Genomic DNA, 16,402 nt, shown 5'->3' with positions numbered 1-16,402 from the left:
ACGCCGGTTGAATACGCGCGTCAGCGACCATGTTCATGGGTCAAGGCTATGAGTTTTCGTGCTCGCGACACGCATCAGGCCTGCGAAAGGCTTTGCATCTGATCGTCGATCTCACGCAGCGTGGTCATTTCGTCGATCGCAACGTCGTCGTAATTCACAACGTTCGTGTACACCCGCTGGCACACGATGATCATCTCAACCACGTTCAGCGAATCGATTCCGATTTGCGAGAGCGGCGTATCGCAATCGACTTCATCGATTGCCAGCATCTCCTTGATGCCTTCCGACAGTTGATTCAGTGTATCGTTCATTCTGCACTCCGAAATTAAAATTCTTTTCAAATTGACTACACACCATGTGCTGTCAGTCGGCGGCTTATACGTGTATCAATGCCTCGACTATGGGCATGCGGCTTCTGCGGTAGGCTGCCCACCCCGCCGCACAGGCAGCCCCCGCGAACATCGAGGCGAAAATGATGGCGAACGACGGCAACGCGAGTCCGACTGTGAGCGGCACGGCATCCGTCGCATTTGGGGGCGTATAGGCTATCCCTGAACTATTGAGCGCCAATCGGGCAGCAGCAGTCAGGAGCACACCCAGCGCGCCGCCGGCCGCGACCACGAGCATCGCCTCGATTGTGAATAACGCATTCACACTGCCACGTGTCATGCCAATGGCGCGTAAGGAGCCGATTTCCCGCGTGCGCTCGATCACGTTCATCGCGATAACGTTGAAGAGCGCCATCATGCAGATGACCAGTACGATACCGAACATGAACGCGAAAATGACGTCGAACATGGCTTTGACCTGGCGATAGGTCGCAGCCGCCTCCTCCCATGTCCTGACCGTCGCATCAATACCCTGTTGCCGAAGCATCTGTGCTATCGAATCGCGCGTGCGCACGGCATCGCCGTCATGCGGCAAAACAATCGTCAGGCGGTCTGCCCGGCCTGCTGCATCCATCAGTTCGCGAGCGAGTTCGATTGGCATGAACAGCACCTTGTCGTTGGTCGCCGCGTTGCCTGTGTCGAACACATCGATAACCTGAGCATCGAGTGCGTTGGCCTGCCCCCTCACCGTGCTTGCAAGCAGCGAGACATCATCGCCGGCCTTCACGTCAAGCAATTTCGCGAGCCCTCGCGAGAGCGAAATACCGCGCGGCTGAGCGGGATCCAAGGCGCCCGACGCGTGCGCCATCGGTCCGCGCAAAGCCCGCATCAACTGAGGATCGACGCCCTCGGCAACGAAAATCGTGCTGATCGTGCCGTTCGATACCAACCCCGACAAGGCCAGACGCGGCACTACCACAGCATCAGGTATTGCATGCCCGACGACTTCATCGATCTTTCGACTCTCGTCGGGTTTCCACAGTTGCTTTTCCGGATCGAGCACGACACTGCCTGCCCCCGCACGCGTGACGATGAGATGGCCCAGCATTTCCCCATGAATTGCCTGATTGCGCGTCCCCAGGTACACGTTCTGCGTATATCCGGCGAATAGCGCCAATGCGGAAAATCCCACTGCGATCGTCAGGAGCGCCACAAGCGTGCGGCGCCGGTTCCGTTGCAGATTTCGCGCCGCAAACGCGACGAGCTGAAGGGGTCGCATTGGGCTCACTCCACGCAAACGCGCAGTGCGTCGGTCGCGCTGTCGCGCTCCACCTTGCCATCGCTCAGTTCAATGCGTCGCCGGACCCTGCGCAAGACACGCTCGTCGTGCGTCGAGAGCACGCATGTCGCACCGGATTCATGGGTCATTTCGATCAGCAAATCGAGTACCTTGTCGCTGTTGACACTATCGAGGTTAGCGGTCGGCTCATCGGCCACCACGAGCGCCGGCGAAGTGACGAGCGCGCGTGCGATTGCCACGCGCTGGCGCTGACCGCCGCTCAACAGGTCGGGGCGGCGCTGCGCAAACGACGCAAGACCAACGCGCCCAAGCCAGTCCGCCGCCCGTTCGCGTGCTTCGCCCGAACGCACGCCCCGTACCGTCAGCGGCAACGCCACGTTATCGAGTGCGGACAGCACGGGAACCAGATTGAAGCTTTGAAACACGAAGCCTACGCGCTGGTTTCGCAGGTCGGCGAGCGTATCGTCTGTCATTGCACGCACGGATCCTCCATCAAAAATGACGTCACCCGACTGCGGTGGATCGATCAGGCCAATCACGTTCAGCAAGGTCGATTTACCGCTTCCCGACGGCCCCGCCACGCCGATCAGCTCGGAGCGGCCGATCGAAAGCGAGACGTCCTTGAGCGCATCGATCCACATCTGGCCCAATCGATAGCGCTTGCCGATATCGCGCAATAGAATCAATGGATCGAGCGACGGCCTGATCGGTCTGCTCATCTCAGTTCAATGGTCTGCTTCGCCGTCACGCCACCGAAACGGAATTTCGCATCGTCAAAACGCGGCGGCCCGTTCACACCCTGTGCGTCGTTCGAAAAGCCGAAAGGCTCGATCGGAATGCCGATGCCGTTCGTGTCGAGCTTCTCGTTGCCGTTCTTGTCCTGAAACGCGGCCAGCGCATAGTCACCAGGAGGCAGGTCCTTGAAAACGACCTCGACGCCTGAAGGCTGCGCTGCGTACGCCTGCGCCCGAAAATAGGTTTTCCCGGGGAAGTCGGCGGGTTTGTTATAGAGCGCTACGAGAATCTTTCCCTCGGTGCTCCCAATACCGCGTACCTCCACGCGAAGATCTCCCGCGTGGGCCGTTGCGCAAACGCCAGCAAATATTGCGCAAGCTACACGCAAGACGGTTGATACCATGATGAAACTCCGTGCGGATAAATCGGCATGTTCTGCGCGAATCGAATGCGGCCGCGCCTGACATTGCTCAAAAGAGAAAAAACTTCAACCCCGCCATCAGATTTCCACGCCCGAGCGCGGGGAACTCGGTCGACTTGCTACCCGTATTCAGCGTGGCCGATGCAAACACGGACCACCTTGCCGCCAGATTGCGCTCCACGTATGCAATGAACTGAGTGCTGTGATCGGTCATGTTCATCGTCCACGTTGCCTTCCACAACGTCTTCGTGTCGCCAATTCCACTTTGGGCAGTGAACGATGCGTAATGCCTTCCCAACAGTACTGGAGAACCGGTGAGCGCCTGACCTGCGGCCTGCATGGCGAGACCCGCACCGTAACGTCCTATCAGAGCATTGCTATTTGCGAGCACTGCGAAATACTTTTCTTCTTCGCTACCACTTAGTCCGTGGCCGTCATACAAATATTCCAGGCTCAGCGTCTGGCCACTGAGCAGTGTGTACGTTGCACCGATCAGGGCATCGCTCTGCCGTGACGAAGGGCTCGTGACACTGAATGCCGATGGCTGCGTATTCGGGATCGACAGCGCATAGGGGCGCCGTCCATTTCCCCACTCCCCATAAATCATCCACGCGTCGTCGAGCGTCCACGTCGCGTAACCGCCCCAGTACGTCCCCAAACCCGGTTGCTGGCTCAACACGACACTTCCGCTCAGATCCGCCTTGCTCAGATCGATTTTGAGCAAGGTGTTGCCGTCGAAATCCGTCGTCCCGGTCTGAGCGCCGTTGAAGTTTTCGCCTTGTGTCCCTGTCACATGACCGCTGCCAAACAGATGCGCTACCGTTGCCACCACACGCTGCGACGACCATGACGCCGATACCCCATCGATCCCGGACAGCTCTCGCATCGGCTGGGTCTTGCCCGCATCAAAATAGTACGGATTCGACGGCGAGCGGAAGTTTCCCGGCCCCCAGGTCAGCAACATGCGCCCACCCGTTGCACTGACGTCAGCCGGCAATTTCGCCCGCACCCATGCCTGGCTCAGGTAGATGTCGTGCGAACTTCCCGATTCGCTGGTGCCGTTTGTATATTGCTCCAATGCACGCCCACGAACCGTCGCGTCGACCACGTCGCTACGCGCCGACCACTGCAACCGCGTTTCGGCGCTGTACTGCCCGTTCGGCTGATTAAATAGCTTGCCGGCCGGGTTGAGCAGACTCCCCCCTTCGTAGTCGTATCCCGCCCCGTACAGCCAGACTTCCCCCGCCTCCTGCGTGCTAAAACGATCCATCCATGACTCGGCGCGCACATCGAAGCACCACACCAAACCCGCAAGCGTAGCGACACGCTTAAGCGCATAAGGCGTCATTGGAGGTTGTTGATCTGAAAGACTGAGACAGGGATGTCTTTAATGCGAATTCCGGAGAACGTCAACGTCGTCGAGTCGGCAGTCAGCGCATCGCGGATGGTCATTTTGCTGATAAACGGAATGCTTCGCCCATTCACCGTGACGCGGTTCTCATACGTGAATTCGGCATTCTTAAGGGGCTTGCCGGAAACCGATAAAAACTGCGCCTTGACTGCCAGCCCGCTCCTTTCCGATACCCAGTATGTGATCCGGTCATAGGTCGTATTCGGGCGTGAGGCGCTCAGGTCCAGCACGAAGCAAGGCTCGCCAGCAACGCTCTCTTCGCGAAGAGCCGTTGCCGCGTAGTCGCGCGCGTAGGCCGTGGCGGCGATGTCACCAAGCGCGGCCTGCCCGCTCAAACGCTGGCGCGGCGAGATGGCCACAGGCTTGCGCATACCCGGTTTGCCGATCCACATATTGCGGCCCACCTGGAGAATGCGAAAACCTTTATTGCGCAAAGGCTCGGAAATCTCCGCGAGGCTCGACTGATCCGCAACCATGACATGCAGCAGCGTTTGCTCGTCCTCCACATCCTTCGCGCCGATGCTATTCACGTTGACGTCCCACGCCAGACCGGCATAGCCACCGCCGCGGGAAAGATCCGACTCAGCAAGGATTTTTTCGGGATCGGCACTGACCGCTTGTGCGGCACCGGAGAACAACGCGCAAAAGAACAGTACGCTACAAGCCCAACTCGCACCATGGCGGTTTGAATAGGAAATAAGACGACGCCCTTCGCGCGGGCGCACAACCGCTACTATTGACCTTATCAAGATTACCCCGCACGACATATGCTGCCAATCTTGGCGAATTGATTTCGCTCATGTGGCATTCAGCCTGGTTCTGCAGCAGCTCAGGTTTGCCATTCGCCTCTGCGATCAACAACGTAGAGAAGTGAACTCACCCGCGCGGCGCCGCTCCTCTATGGTTTAGTTCTATTTCAAGTTTTCTTGCTCGAAGCCCACCCTCTCGGGGTGTACTGCATCTCGAACAGCGTGATGAAAGGTTATCCGGATGCTTGCAGTCCGTAAAGCGGTAAAAATTCAAAGCTTGCGTCGATTTAATTCACTCATACCTCGCATACAACTCCGACTTTTATGGGACACCACACGTTAAAAATTCATTTCGAATCTTTTGTCCCCACCAGCATCGTCCAGTCAGACTATCCATGGCACATTCCTTAACTGAATGTTCGGTTTTAGCTGACATTTTTTGCACTAATGGCCTGACGATAACTCGTGTACACTCCACGACTGAAAATCTAACCGATCACATTCCATTGGCTTGAGGAGACGGATGCTGATGGCCTATGCACTCGCCGCGTTTCTGTCGCACTACTTGATTTTCCCGCTTGTCGTCGCAGCCTGCATTCTATTCGGGGGCCCGCGCAAGTCGCGCGCCATGACAAGCATGACCGAAAAATTTTCGTCCCAAGACTATTCGGATCTGCCTGAAATCCGATCATTTCGTGCGCGCGATCAGACCACACTCGCCTATCGCGCTTATCCACCGAGTGGCCACTCGCCGTCATATGGATCCATTGTTCTCATTCACGGCTCGTCGGCGGATAGCCGCAGTCTGCATGTGCTAGCCAAGGCCATCGCCAATGCCGGGTTTGCCGCTTATGCTCTCGACATGCGCGGTCATGGGGAATCGGGTCAGAAAGGAGTCACCGCTTACGTCGGCCAGCTCGAGGACGACATTGAGGATTTTCTGACGTGTCTTCCGGAGGACATTCCGCGCGGGCTGGTGGGCTTCTCATCGGGTGGCGGCTTCGCAATGCGCATCGCGGGAGGAAGACTACAGTCGCGGTTCGACAACTATCTTCTCGTTTCGCCGTTCATCAGCCACGATGCGCCTAGCTCCCGTCCTCGTAGTGGTGGCTGGGTCACAATCGGCCTGCCGAGAATCGTGGGCCTCACCATCCTCAACACGTTGCGCATTCGAGCATTGAACAGGCTACCGGTGCTGCGCTTTGCCATCGACGACGCGAACACCAGCGGCCTCACTACTCAGTATTCTTTTAACCTTGCGACCAATTTTCGGGCATTGCCGAGCTATCGGGAAAACGTGCGAAAGCTCAAGCAACCGATGCGTATCCTCGCTGGCGAAAACGATGAATGCATCGTGCCAGACGCCTACGAGGCCTTATTCAGCCGAGCGCCAATCCACGTCCCCATTACTATCATTGCGAGCGCGAGCCATATAGATATGCTCGTTTCGAGCGCCCCGCTCCAAGCTATCACGGTCAACCTGCAAGACATGTTTGCACCAGCGAAAATTGATACGACACCGCACTCGCTCAACAACTGACACCGAAAATCTCTCAACACAGCCATTCCTGGCGCATCTTGTCCTCACCTCCAAGATAGTCCAGCAGCCACGTCATGGCGGGCGATAGCCGATCCACACGCCAGGCAACACAACACATGCGCGGCAATCGCGGTACCGCCACATTTTTTGCAATGAGCGTGCCTGCACGAATCTTCGGCGACGCGACATGCAACGGCATGTAGCCGATGCCAAGTCCCTCCTCGACACATTGTGCCGCCCGACGCCAATCCGGGACCACCAGCTTGTGTTGGCCCGGCAACAGATCGCTCACTTGCGCAGCCACGTCTATATGGCCGTCGTCAACGCAGATCGTGCGGAATCTGCTTAAGTCTTCGTTGGTGAGCGGCTCGGAACGTGCAGCAAGCGGATGGGAACACCCCACCGCCAACGTCCATTCGATGGAGCCCATTTCCCGCCAGCAAAATTTGTCGTTGACGGGGATTTGCGTCGATGCGCCGATGGCGATTTCAGCCTTGCCCTCCATGAGCGCATTCCAGACGCCGACATCGCGACTCGCCAGTACATTTAATTGAACATTGTCGAATCGCTCGTGAAAATCGGTTGCCAAGGCGACGATCCGCTCCGAGGAAACGAGCGTGTCCACCACCACTGAGAGTCTAGGCAACCAGCCATTCGCAATCCGTCGGCTCTCACGCTTGAGCGTCTCAATGCACTCAAGAACACGCCGGCCCTCAACGACGAAGTACGCGCCAGCCTCTGTCAATTCAATCGATTTGTGGCTGCGTTTGAAAAGCAGAATGCCCAATTCGTCTTCAACGTTCTTCACCGCATAGCTCACAGCAGAGGGTACGCGGTCGCAAGCCTTTGCGGCCGCAGAAAAGCTGCCGGTCCGCGTTATCAGATCGATGAGTTGCAGCGCTTCCAGAGATAGCACAATTTGTCCTTGAGCCTGGAACGGCCCCGGGGAATGCTGCTCACGCATCCGAATAAGAGATCGTATGAGCGATCATTTTACGAACACGAATTTCGCGTTCGCCCCGAATTACCGAGACCGTCATTCTGTTTGTTTTATTCCGTACAACTGTCGAACCAAGGCTTATATGATTTTTAATAAGATTACGCCACCTTATATATTCAGCTCTAGTGTTCCTCTCAGGCCGATTCGTGCGATAGGTTAGTCTGCCAGTCCACAGCTTCGATTATGTATGACCAAACATGAAAAGTCATTGCAATTTCCGCAGCTTTTGCATCACTTTCCGCATATGAGCACGGCTGAAAATTTTACCGAATATGCTTCCAGCATTGTTTTATTGGTTGGATTTACCCTTCAATAAACATTGTTTCTACGGCGACCTAGAGAATGTTGGGCACTTTTGTTAAGGGCTGAAAAGTGGACGAGCATAAGCACGGAGAACACGACGAAATGCAAACCAGCAAAGGTTTCAGGCAATCGCTCGTAGTCTCTGGCCAGCCGACGGAAACGGTGGAGCCAGCCGAAGCTGCGCTCGACCACCCAGCGACGTGGCAACAGTACAAAGCCCTTTTTCGCCTCCGGCAACCTGACCACCTGGAACTCGATGCCTTCATCGCGCACGGCCTCTGCAGGCTCTTCGCCGGGGTAGCCTTGGTCAGCAAACGCGATTCTCACAGTCTGTCCCGTGGCCTGCAGGACCTGTCGCGCCAGTTCCCCGACCTGTGCTCGAAACAACCCGCCTGAATCCAGCGCTGTGTCTGCTGGTAGACCATTTCCCACGGCGGAAAGTCATTGGGCAGCAGGCGCCATGGCGCACCTACACGGACAATCCAGCGCAACGAGTTGAACATCTCGCGCAATTCGTAGCAACGCTGGGGTGCATCCTGATTCATCAGTGTCAGGTACGGAGCCGCGAAGTACCACTCTTCATCCGATACATCCGTTGGGTACGATCTGTGTTTTTCCATCCTGCCAGGGTACCAGGTCTGGCCGAGAGTTCATAACACGGTCTAACTGTGCGTATCTTTAGCTGTCGGCATTTTCCACGCCGCATATTCTCCCCGACGGTCCATAATTTACGCGATCGCGGTTACGTCGACACCGATGCGCAGAAAATTCCGTACATTCGAAGAAAAAAAATCAATCAAGTCAGTCTGGAACTCTGCCCAATCTCAGGCTGACCGCTTGGGAAGCGCTTGGATAGCTCGATTTGAGCCGACAACCTTGACTTTATATCCATGACGCATCTTTCCAGCTTTTCCATCACCAATTTTCGGGGAAAAATTACCCCTTGTTTCAACTTGATTAAAATTTCACATTTTTATAGCCTATAGAATCATTCGTTGAGAATATCGTTTAAATACAAATAATCCAAAACGCATTGTGCGGGAGGGGATGGCGATGGGTGCGCAGGATATCGTGGGGGCGATACAGGGCGGTTTGATCCAGCAGGACCGGCTGGTAAAATTTGATACGCCCATCGGCAGCAATGTGCTGTTGCCACAACGGGTATACGGCCGCTCGCGCATCGGACGCGATTTCGAATTTACGATAGATCTTGTCTCGACGAAGGATGATATCCAACTCAAGGAACTGATCGCCCAACCCGTCACGTTGTGGCTCCAGCAGACCGACAGGAGCTATCTCCCGCATCATGGATATGTGTATACGGCACGTCGGCTTGGCGCAAATGGCGGTTTGACGAGTTACCAGATCAGCTTCGCGTCCTGGATGCATTTTCTCAGGTTCCGTCGCGACCAGCGTATTTGGCAGGACAAGCCAGCAGACCAGGTACTGACCGACGTCTTCAACGCGCACTTCCAGTCACAGGGGCGCTTCCAGTTCGCACTCTCCCAACCGCTGCCGTCGCGCTCCTACTGCACGCAGTACGAGGACGACTGGAATTTTGTTCACCGGCTGATGGAATATTCGTCACGGATATCAAGGAACTCCAGGACGAACGGATCACGTATCGCCTCTTCTGGGGTGAGGATATCTCCCGGCTGTGCTTCGTCAGCCTTGCTAGCAAGGCCGCCTTGTTGCGCGAGAGCGCCAGGCGCTCATAGAGCTGGCTGCTAATCTGACGATCCATCTGACGTACCGACCAACCCTGCCGCAACGCTTCCGACTCGTAAAAGGCCCGAGCGACCAAGGTCTTCACGGAAAGCAGTCTCACATAGGCAGACCACGGCAGCGTGAAGCGGTTCGCCAGCGAAAGGAAATCAGGGGACATATCGTTTAAGGCATCAGTACGCTCTCCCCGGAGCAACTTTCCAGACGATGTCTGGACTTTTTCAGAGGTCCCCGATTTTCCAGACGGTGTCTGGAAGATATCCCCCTCGGGCCACGCGAGATAAAACGCACGCATGTTGGCCAAATTGGTACGTCCAAATCCGCGCCCAAACTGGCGCGTCAAGTCTTCCGCTAGATGCGCGATGAGTGCCTGTCCGTAACCGGCGCGCGACTGCCCGCCCTGCTCGCTGCGGACAATTCGTCGCCCTATCTCCCAATAGGCTGCGGTCATCACCGCATTGACATTGCGCGCCGCGGCGCGTCGCGCGGACTCGACCACACTGACTACGTCATCATGGAGCCCATGCGTACTCGCTAGGCAAGATTACGGGCTGCGTCATGATGCGTTCACCGCTGCCTTGAGCGCCTTTCCGGCGCCGAGCTTCACCACCTTTACCGCAGGGATATGGATCTGCGTGCCGGTCGATGGACACCATCTAATGTGGTATCGAACGCGATATCGGCATACTACGTCTCGACATATCCACCCACTGCATGGACGGCGATCCGCGCCGTAGTCGCTGTTGAGCAACGACGGCGGATTCTCAGATGAATTTCAAAATTTTCAAATCGTGCTTGAACAACTCTGCCTCTTCCGATGGAATTCCTCGCAAAATATTTTCCAAACCCTCCATAGCAATTTGCTCTGAAATATATCTCGATAGATTTTCTTTTGAATCTGAGCTCCATCCACCCGATAAAATCAACCGTATAACGGAAAGCATAATATTTTCAACACGGAGATCAAAAACACCATCAAATTCGCAATCGATACTCCCCAACACTTCCCGATGGGACCAGCCATCCTCGATGGCACGATCACGGCATAGCGTGAAATACAAATCCAATACATCCGCCTTAATAGATTTGTAACTTACTCGTATATTATTTAAATCACTCATATCACTTATCTATCCTGTTCGGTCTTATCACCCCGCCATTATCCATCACATTTACGCTTATGCTGGGCGGCGACAATTAACTTGACCGGCCATGCTGCCTGACGCTCTCTAGAAGTTGTTATCGCGGCTGTTGACGGCCTTGAACTTGCTGCCGTCGATAGCGACGGCCGCTTCCGTGGAGAGCGTCAGGTCGCGGCATATCACCACGAAGCACCGGCATACATTGCGAATGCCAACACCGTTGTTGCGTCTGAACTCGGCAATCGTCTTGAAGTCCGGCGTGCGTATTTCACACCAAGCTGGACAGCGATTTCAGAGCTGGCAAGGGGCGAAGAAACTCCGGATACAGCACTTCGAGCAACGGCATTGTAAAGTCCGGGACGTCATCCTCAAGTCGCTCGCGAACGCGCGCGTTGAACAGCGCTGCCGCCTGAATCAACCGTTCCACGTGCATGTCCTCGGAGTACTCGCCCTGCATCAACAGCCTGCCAGCGACACGTCCGTTACGGGTGCTGAATTCAGACAGTCCCCGCCGCAAAAGCAGAAGCTTGCGTTCGTAACTACTTTTCAGATCAGACATCCACGCTCCCACCCTTCCTGACTTACTGTCTAGCGATGCCGTTGTGACGATCGGGCTGTCTCAACCGCCAGTCGTGGACTGGCGGGCGATAAGTCGTGCACCGCACACGAGTAGATCGCCGTCGACTGTGGCTGCCTTTCCATCGTATGCCGCGATTCCCGACGCGTCAGCGATGACCGTCGGGCCGTGTATGGCGCACACCGCGGCGTCGCCCAAACGCGCGATCGCCTTGCCATCAATTCGCGAGCTGGGTGCGCCGCAGATGACCTGCCCACCGTGACTGTATGCATCTCCGACAACGATGTATTTTTTCCCGGCCATATCTGTGTCCTGTTATTGCGGAACGCTCCAGCTGAATGTTTGCGGATTGGCCTTTCGTGATGCCTCGTCCGGCGGCGTCAACATCGTGATCGTTGCATGTCGTGCGTCGCGCAGGTTCACAAGTGCATTCGTCTTGCCGTCGCCGTAACCAATCATGGTTGCGAGCGCAATCTGCACAAAAGTCGAGCTAACGCCAGTGTCGGCTCCAATGCGATGCTGCATGTCGAACGCATCGGCGGGATCATCAAGATCGATCTTCTGCTTGTTGTCGTGTAGAGACTGCACGAGCAAAGCAAGGTTCGCGGTCAATGCACCTGTGTCGTAGAACATCCGCTCCGGTTGCGTGCCTTGCGGCAGCGTCGCGAGAGCCTGCTCCCAGCCATTGCGCAGCTTCTCGATCTTGTCGGCCTTTTTCGCTGGAGCGCCGTGCCCATCCGAAAGATCGACTGCTACAGGCCGGTGCAGGTATCCAAGCACCGGCCACTGGTCGTATTCCTTCAGCTGCCACGTCGTCCAGGGAACCGGCACCCACGGATTGGGCTTGAAGCCCTTCGGGAAGTTGAGGGCTTCGGTCTTATAAAACTCCGGCAGCTTTGACTGCCAGTAATCATTTGTCGGGTCGCTCACTCCTAACCCTGGCTTAGTATAGGCTCGCTGTTCTTTCCAATAAAAATTCGAAAGTTTGACAACGTCATACTTGGTTTTGCTCTTGTCGATAAAGCGCTCAGTGTCCGTCACGTAGGGACGGATCATCTGATCGACGCGGTCCTTGCGTGTAACGATCAAGCCCACAAGAGCGTCAGGTTGCTTCGGAACGAAATTCCCATCCTGAATGAATTCGGGCAACGGACTACCGGGGGTCGCGGAATACCCACGCGTGGCGGCACCATCCTGAACCATTACAAACACAGCCGGTAGATCAGGATGCTCATCGAAAAGCTTGAAAAGCTTTCCCACTACTTCCGAACCGTCAGCGGTGTTCAAGTCGCTCACGCGAATGTAGAAACTGTTGCCCACACCGGAGCCGTTGTCAGCATCGCCAAGAAAGGCGCCCAGCTGCGTTGCATCTTTTTTGGAAGAATCAGTAGGCGGCCCGACGAGTACCGTTGGAATGGGCCAGCATTCAACCCAGTCGAGGATCGTATAACTCACGATGTTGTTAGCACGCCTGCCGTATTGGTCCATACGCGTGGCCGCCGACCATTCGTAGTCTTTGGGGTCAGTCAAGAGCACGGCTCCCTTTGGCCCGGCTTCATCAAGCCGCATAAGCAAAGCACGTTGGCGGAACCGGTCTACCGTCACCCCGACCCGTCGAATTTCCAGCGTGAACTGAGGGTTCCCGGCAGAAGAAACCGCCGCAGCAGACAAACCAGAGGCAGCTGCGGGTGCGCCTTTACCCATACTGGTTTCCGCGGCGGTACCGCTACGCGCAAAGCCGGTGAAGGCAAGTACACCTGCTGCAACCAGCAAGACCGGGGCAAAAAACAGGAGCAGACGTTGCGGCATGGAGAGGCCGTCCAATGTGAAAAAGTTCTGCGAAGCCATCACCTTGATGATCAGCAGCCAAAGCGCGGCGATGATTGCGACCAAGGCGAACAGGCGCGGGCCAGAGGGGCGTGTCAATGTCGTAGCCATGTTGCTGTCAGGGTAGTGGAACGGAGTTCATAGGGTCCTTAGCCAGCGCATCGGTGAGCGCCTTGTTTCGCTCGGAACGCCGTTCACTGACCACCCCGATACCGTCTGGTGGCTCCTCGGGAACGAGTGTCTCGCTCGGAAAATCTCCCTTCTGTTTGTAATCGGTCGTTGCCTCTGCATACTGTTTGGTTATCGGGTCCAGCGCATCATAAGCACCCTTGCTCATCTGCTGTACCTGCTTGACGGAAATGCGCCAATCCGCGATTCCACGCAACGCAAAAGCGCGGTTGGCATCATCGATCGCTCTTGCCTGACCGAGCGATACGTCAAAGGCGGTCGCACACCGATGATTCAATTCGCCACTCATCACTGCGGAATGATATGAACTTCCGTCGGCCTTTTCGTTCATGAAGTGAAGCTTGGCCTCGTTGGGAGTTTCTTTCCAAATGATCTCTATCTGGCCGGCAGTTGGCGGCTAGGCACTGAAGACATTCAAGACCTGAGTCTGATCCAGTTCGTCTTTCCCATCGTTGAGTGAAGCCTGTACCTCCGACGCCTGCGGCAATGCAGAAACATTCGGTGTGTACGGCGGCCACGCCATCGTTTGCGGTGGGAGTGTCTCCAGGTCGCTCGCCGCAACTGCAATAGACGCTTCAAGCTCGTCGGTAGATTGCTTGTTGGCTGATATGTCGCTGTATCCCCATAGCTTTTTGCCGCCCGTGCCGGCGATAGTGTCGTCTTTCATGGCTGGCGCGAAGGCTGAGGCCAGTGCTGGCGCATTGATATTTCTGGTGGTGCCGACCTTGACACTGGCACGTTGACTGTCCCGTCATACATGCTGGTCATGGTTGAAGACTCCCCACTCTCGCGCACGACATACTGGTGTGGGGCGGTACCCACTTTCTCAGGATTTCCGTTGCGCTTACGCCGCGTGAATACGCGCTGGAAGAACTGGTTGGAGATAAGTTTGACGGTTTTCTTGCTCCCATTGACGGGCGTGCATTCCTGCGAGTCGGGTAGACCAATTTTCCTCATACCTGCCCAGATACAGTTATTTCCTTGATGGCAAGTTCAGCGATGCGAACAGGATAAAACCGACACCAAAAATCAATGCCATCAGCGTCCAGTTCCACACTGTACCAAAGCGATCGATCGTAGGCGCTTGCTTCGGGTCATCCGGCCGGTACAACACGGTCACCTTGTCGCCGACCTTTGTTCCATAAATCATCCCGCCCTGCGGGTACGAGATACGTTCACCGGCTTTCGTGACAAATTCAATCTGTGGGTGGCTGCCACCCGCATTCAAACTGACAACCTCGCCCGGAACCGCGATCGCGGTATGCAAAAAATCCCGCGTCGACCATGCTGTCAATGCCGCGATGATAAGAAAAACCACTCCAATCACAATGCCTGTAATAGCCTTGAGCATGAGTCCTCTCATTTGGCCTGATACGCGGGATGAATACGAACAACCGACCTGGGCGCGATTCTAGAACAAATGGTTCAGAGGTAGCCGTCCACCGCCTGCCTGATGTAAAGACGCCCGCCCTCCGTCCAATCAGACTACCGGCCCAAGTTGGTGGGCTTTTTCTTTTCCGGAGCAAGTTTTCCGCGGCGCGACTGCCCGGCAGCCAACCCGATCCTCAACGACGCGCAACGAGACGCACCAGTTCGTCTCGCATCTCCGAAATATCCAGCACGTGCTGCGCGCGGGTCAGCGCTACATAGAGCAGCCGGATTTCATCATCGTCCGGCACGGGACTGCCATCGGCACCGCGAAAGCGAAAGTCGTTCGCCACCCTGACCCGCTTCCACTCCAGCCCCTTTGCCCGATGCACTGTGGAAATCACGTAGTCTGCCGGCTGGCCGGAAGCAATGTGCTGGGCGAGCGAGCGCAGATAGCCGGTTCCGAGCTCGTCGACGATCTGCACCAGCGGCAGCAGATCCTGCCCGAATGGCGTGCGCGAGAACGCCTGGGCATCGGCCCAGTTCTCAAACAGGGAAAACGCCGCGGGCTTGAATGTGCGCTGCCCGGAGAGTAGAAGATCCGCGCCATCGGCGAAAGCGGCAATTTCCAGCGCGCTCATGCGAATGGCCGGCCGGTGGCCAGCTTCAAGCCCCGCTGCCAGTTGCCAGATCGCCGTCACATTCTTGCGGCACAGCACCGCGTCGACCGGCGGCGCGAGCGAAGGATCCTCGACCAGCATTGAGCCGATGGCGTCCTGCCCGCGAAGCGGCACCGACTCGCCCAAGCGCGCAAGCAGCCGGCTCGCCAGTGCCGCGATGGTTGCGCCAAACCGGAACGATTCGGTGAGCGCGCATTCTGGGGCCGTAATCTGCGACATCGCGTTGACGGCACCCCGCCACTCATAGATCTGCTGATACGGGTCGCCCACATAAATGATCTGTGCGTGGCGCTGCTGCGCCAGCACCGACAACATGACGGCGTCGCTATCCTGTGCCTCGTCGAACAGGATGTAGTCGACCTCGATACGGGGCCCGGACATCGCCCACAGCTTGAGCACAACGTCCGGCGACACGGCGCTGCGCGAGTGAGGCGCCGCGCTCTCCTCCCACAGCCGGCGAACCGCAGGCAACAACCAGGCCCGTAGTTCAGTGCTGAATGCCTCGTCAAGCTTCTCATCGACCACCACGTGGTGCACCCCCGGCTCCACGTCGGCCGAACGGCAGAAGCGCCCGAGCGCGTCAGCAATCAGACGACCCGTCTCGAACGGCAGGAGTTCGGCCCGCCGTCCGGTCACCGTGCGCGCCTCGATCGGCCCAATGCCGAAACGCGCCGCCAGTATATGAGGCGGCTCGGGTTCCAGACCGCCCCGGCTTCTGAGCGATCCGCTAACTGCCGCCCAGGCATGGGCGTGCATTGTGCGCGAGGCTACGTGCGCCGGAAATCGGCGCGCCGCGGCGTCTGCGATGGCACGATTAAATGCGAGGTAGAGGCCGCGCGGCCCCTCAAGCCCCTTTGCGATCAACCCGAGGGTCGAGGTCTTGCCGGCCCCCGCGTACGCCTTGATCTTGAGGTTGCCGCCACGACGGGCAGCTTCCAGTGCGATCGCCTGCTCCGCCGTCGGCGCGAATGCTCCGGTCACGCGGATCCGACCACCAGATGCGGTCTGGCCAGCGGGGCGTCGCGCTCGGCCTGTAGCGTGACAGCTTCGAGTTTCGTCGGATCTATCGCCATCGCGGCGCCTTCAGTGCAAAGATGAATGCGGAA

At 56.8% G+C, this 16,402-nt stretch carries 18 protein-coding genes and 4 pseudogenes; 2 read left to right on the top strand and 20 right to left on the bottom strand.

The annotated features are described in order from the left end of the window. Window positions 1-74: 74 nt before the first annotated feature. The 6 genes from U5A67_RS37115 to U5A67_RS37090 all read right to left on the bottom strand — a co-directional run bounded on the left by U5A67_RS37115 (window position 75) and on the right by U5A67_RS37090 (window position 4,834). Window positions 75-311 (bottom strand): phosphopantetheine-binding protein, encoded by a 237-nt coding sequence (locus U5A67_RS37115; protein ID WP_321818285.1) that lies wholly within the window; start codon window positions 309-311, stop codon window positions 75-77. A 64-nt stretch (window positions 312-375) separates the two neighbouring features. Further along, a complete protein-coding gene (locus U5A67_RS37110) occupies window positions 376-1,608 on the bottom strand; it encodes an ABC transporter permease (RefSeq protein ID WP_321818286.1) in 1,233 nt (410 codons plus the stop codon). Between the two features lie 5 nt (window positions 1,609-1,613). Next, window positions 1,614-2,348, bottom strand: a complete 735-nt coding sequence (locus U5A67_RS37105; protein ID WP_321818287.1) for an ABC transporter ATP-binding protein — start codon at window positions 2,346-2,348, stop codon at window positions 1,614-1,616. Further along, window positions 2,345-2,767, bottom strand: a complete 423-nt coding sequence (locus tag U5A67_RS37100) for a DUF2141 domain-containing protein (RefSeq protein WP_321959804.1) — start codon at window positions 2,765-2,767, stop codon at window positions 2,345-2,347. The genes U5A67_RS37105 and U5A67_RS37100 overlap by 4 nt, the downstream gene beginning before the upstream one ends. 67 nt (window positions 2,768-2,834) lie before the next feature. Then, the gene (locus U5A67_RS37095; RefSeq protein ID WP_321818289.1) at window positions 2,835-4,055 is read right to left on the bottom strand and encodes a hypothetical protein; all 1,221 of its coding nucleotides are present in this window, start codon (window positions 4,053-4,055) and stop codon (window positions 2,835-2,837) included. 74 nt (window positions 4,056-4,129) lie between these two features. Next, window positions 4,130-4,834 (bottom strand): outer membrane lipoprotein-sorting protein, encoded by a 705-nt coding sequence (locus U5A67_RS37090; protein WP_321959803.1) that lies wholly within the window; start codon window positions 4,832-4,834, stop codon window positions 4,130-4,132. A 640-nt stretch (window positions 4,835-5,474) separates the two neighbouring features. On the opposite strand from U5A67_RS37090, the gene U5A67_RS37085 reads away from it, so the two are divergent. Beyond that, complete coding sequence (locus tag U5A67_RS37085) at window positions 5,475-6,485, top strand: alpha/beta hydrolase (RefSeq protein ID WP_321818291.1); 1,011 nt, start codon at window positions 5,475-5,477, stop codon at window positions 6,483-6,485. Window positions 6,486-6,498: 13 nt separating this feature from the next. On the opposite strand, the gene punR is transcribed toward U5A67_RS37085, so the two are convergent. The 3 genes and pseudogenes from punR to U5A67_RS40805 form a co-directional block, all read right to left on the bottom strand. Further along, the gene (gene punR / locus U5A67_RS37080; protein ID WP_321959802.1) at window positions 6,499-7,401 is read right to left on the bottom strand and encodes a DNA-binding transcriptional activator PunR; all 903 of its coding nucleotides are present in this window, start codon (window positions 7,399-7,401) and stop codon (window positions 6,499-6,501) included. Window positions 7,402-7,905: 504 nt separating this feature from the next. After that, window positions 7,906-8,115 (bottom strand): annotated as a pseudogene (locus U5A67_RS40810) (transposase); the annotation flags it as partial. After that, window positions 8,112-8,333: a transposase gene (locus U5A67_RS40805; protein ID WP_415768189.1), complete on the bottom strand. Its 222-nt coding sequence runs from the start codon at window positions 8,331-8,333 to the stop codon at window positions 8,112-8,114. The gene U5A67_RS40805 and the pseudogene U5A67_RS40810, both read right to left, overlap by 4 nt. A 508-nt stretch (window positions 8,334-8,841) precedes the next feature. Here U5A67_RS40805 and U5A67_RS37070 point away from each other — a divergent pair. After that, a pseudogene (locus tag U5A67_RS37070) lies at window positions 8,842-9,366 on the top strand (contractile injection system protein, VgrG/Pvc8 family); the annotation flags it as partial. On the opposite strand, the pseudogene U5A67_RS37065 reads toward U5A67_RS37070, so the two are convergent. The 11 genes and pseudogenes from U5A67_RS37065 to U5A67_RS37020 all read right to left on the bottom strand — a co-directional run. Continuing rightward, window positions 9,357-9,964, bottom strand: a pseudogene (locus U5A67_RS37065) (DUF1016 N-terminal domain-containing protein); the annotation flags it as partial. The pseudogenes U5A67_RS37070 and U5A67_RS37065 overlap by 10 nt on opposite strands. Before the next feature lie 313 nt (window positions 9,965-10,277). Next, window positions 10,278-10,634, bottom strand: coding sequence for a hypothetical protein (locus tag U5A67_RS37060; RefSeq protein WP_321818293.1), 357 nt, complete (start codon window positions 10,632-10,634; stop codon window positions 10,278-10,280). Between the two features lie 111 nt (window positions 10,635-10,745). Further along, a pseudogene (locus U5A67_RS37055) lies at window positions 10,746-10,913 on the bottom strand (IS5/IS1182 family transposase); the annotation flags it as partial. A gap of 10 nt (window positions 10,914-10,923) precedes the next feature. Beyond that, window positions 10,924-11,214, bottom strand: coding sequence for a type VI secretion system baseplate subunit TssF (locus U5A67_RS37050; protein ID WP_321818294.1), 291 nt, complete (start codon window positions 11,212-11,214; stop codon window positions 10,924-10,926). A 60-nt stretch (window positions 11,215-11,274) separates the two neighbouring features. Then, entirely contained in the window at window positions 11,275-11,535 is a 261-nt protein-coding gene (locus tag U5A67_RS37045) for a PAAR domain-containing protein (protein WP_321818295.1), read from the bottom strand. A 12-nt stretch (window positions 11,536-11,547) separates the two neighbouring features. Next, window positions 11,548-13,170, bottom strand: a complete 1,623-nt coding sequence (locus U5A67_RS37040; RefSeq protein ID WP_321818296.1) for a type VI lipase adapter Tla3 domain-containing protein — start codon at window positions 13,168-13,170, stop codon at window positions 11,548-11,550. A gap of 7 nt (window positions 13,171-13,177) precedes the next feature. Then, window positions 13,178-13,618 carry an effector protein Tle3 domain-containing protein gene (locus tag U5A67_RS37035; RefSeq protein ID WP_321959805.1) on the bottom strand — a complete coding sequence of 147 codons (441 nt, stop codon included), beginning with the start codon at window positions 13,616-13,618 and terminating at the stop codon, window positions 13,178-13,180. A 27-nt stretch (window positions 13,619-13,645) separates the two neighbouring features. Beyond that, window positions 13,646-13,915: a hypothetical protein gene (locus U5A67_RS37030; protein WP_321818297.1), complete on the bottom strand. Its 270-nt coding sequence runs from the start codon at window positions 13,913-13,915 to the stop codon at window positions 13,646-13,648. After that, entirely contained in the window at window positions 13,912-14,205 is a 294-nt protein-coding gene (locus tag U5A67_RS40800; protein WP_415768186.1) for a DUF3274 domain-containing protein, read from the bottom strand. The genes U5A67_RS37030 and U5A67_RS40800 overlap by 4 nt, the downstream gene beginning before the upstream one ends. 16 nt (window positions 14,206-14,221) lie before the next feature. Beyond that, window positions 14,222-14,599 (bottom strand): DUF3592 domain-containing protein, encoded by a 378-nt coding sequence (locus U5A67_RS37025; RefSeq protein ID WP_321818298.1) that lies wholly within the window; start codon window positions 14,597-14,599, stop codon window positions 14,222-14,224. A 214-nt stretch (window positions 14,600-14,813) separates the two neighbouring features. After that, on the bottom strand, window positions 14,814-16,277 hold the full coding sequence (locus tag U5A67_RS37020) for a UvrD-helicase domain-containing protein (RefSeq protein ID WP_321818299.1): 1,464 nt from the start codon (window positions 16,275-16,277) through the stop codon (window positions 14,814-14,816). Window positions 16,278-16,402 lie beyond the last annotated feature (125 nt).

The sequence above is a fragment of the Paraburkholderia sp. J69-1 genome, from assembly GCF_905220255.1.
GTDB lineage: Bacteria > Pseudomonadota > Gammaproteobacteria > Burkholderiales > Burkholderiaceae > Paraburkholderia.
Note: the sequence above shows the minus strand (reverse complement) of the source record. Positions and strands in the feature narration are given on the sequence as shown.

What these genes read in the sequence shown, in the direction of transcription:
- U5A67_RS37115 (WP_321818285.1), bottom strand. Translation starts at nt 311, where the DNA reads ATGAACGATACACTGAATCAACTGTCGGAAGGCATCAAGGAGATGCTG.
- U5A67_RS37110 (WP_321818286.1), bottom strand. Translation starts at nt 1,608, where the DNA reads ATGCGACCCCTTCAGCTCGTCGCGTTTGCGGCGCGAAATCTGCAACGG.
- U5A67_RS37105 (WP_321818287.1), bottom strand. Translation starts at nt 2,348, where the DNA reads ATGAGCAGACCGATCAGGCCGTCGCTCGATCCATTGATTCTATTGCGC.
- U5A67_RS37100 (WP_321959804.1), bottom strand. Translation starts at nt 2,767, where the DNA reads ATGGTATCAACCGTCTTGCGTGTAGCTTGCGCAATATTTGCTGGCGTT.
- U5A67_RS37095 (WP_321818289.1), bottom strand. Translation starts at nt 4,055, where the DNA reads ATGGATCGTTTTAGCACGCAGGAGGCGGGGGAAGTCTGGCTGTACGGG.
- U5A67_RS37085 (WP_321818291.1), top strand. Translation starts at nt 5,475, where the DNA reads ATGGCCTATGCACTCGCCGCGTTTCTGTCGCACTACTTGATTTTCCCG.
- U5A67_RS40805 (WP_415768189.1), bottom strand. Translation starts at nt 8,333, where the DNA reads ATGAATCAGGATGCACCCCAGCGTTGCTACGAATTGCGCGAGATGTTC.
- U5A67_RS37060 (WP_321818293.1), bottom strand. Translation starts at nt 10,634, where the DNA reads ATGAGTGATTTAAATAATATACGAGTAAGTTACAAATCTATTAAGGCG.
- U5A67_RS37050 (WP_321818294.1), bottom strand. Translation starts at nt 11,214, where the DNA reads ATGTCTGATCTGAAAAGTAGTTACGAACGCAAGCTTCTGCTTTTGCGG.
- U5A67_RS37045 (WP_321818295.1), bottom strand. Translation starts at nt 11,535, where the DNA reads ATGGCCGGGAAAAAATACATCGTTGTCGGAGATGCATACAGTCACGGT.
- U5A67_RS37040 (WP_321818296.1), bottom strand. Translation starts at nt 13,170, where the DNA reads ATGGCTACGACATTGACACGCCCCTCTGGCCCGCGCCTGTTCGCCTTG.
- U5A67_RS37030 (WP_321818297.1), bottom strand. Translation starts at nt 13,915, where the DNA reads ATGAAAGACGACACTATCGCCGGCACGGGCGGCAAAAAGCTATGGGGA.
- U5A67_RS40800 (WP_415768186.1), bottom strand. Translation starts at nt 14,205, where the DNA reads ATGAGGAAAATTGGTCTACCCGACTCGCAGGAATGCACGCCCGTCAAT.
- U5A67_RS37025 (WP_321818298.1), bottom strand. Translation starts at nt 14,599, where the DNA reads ATGCTCAAGGCTATTACAGGCATTGTGATTGGAGTGGTTTTTCTTATC.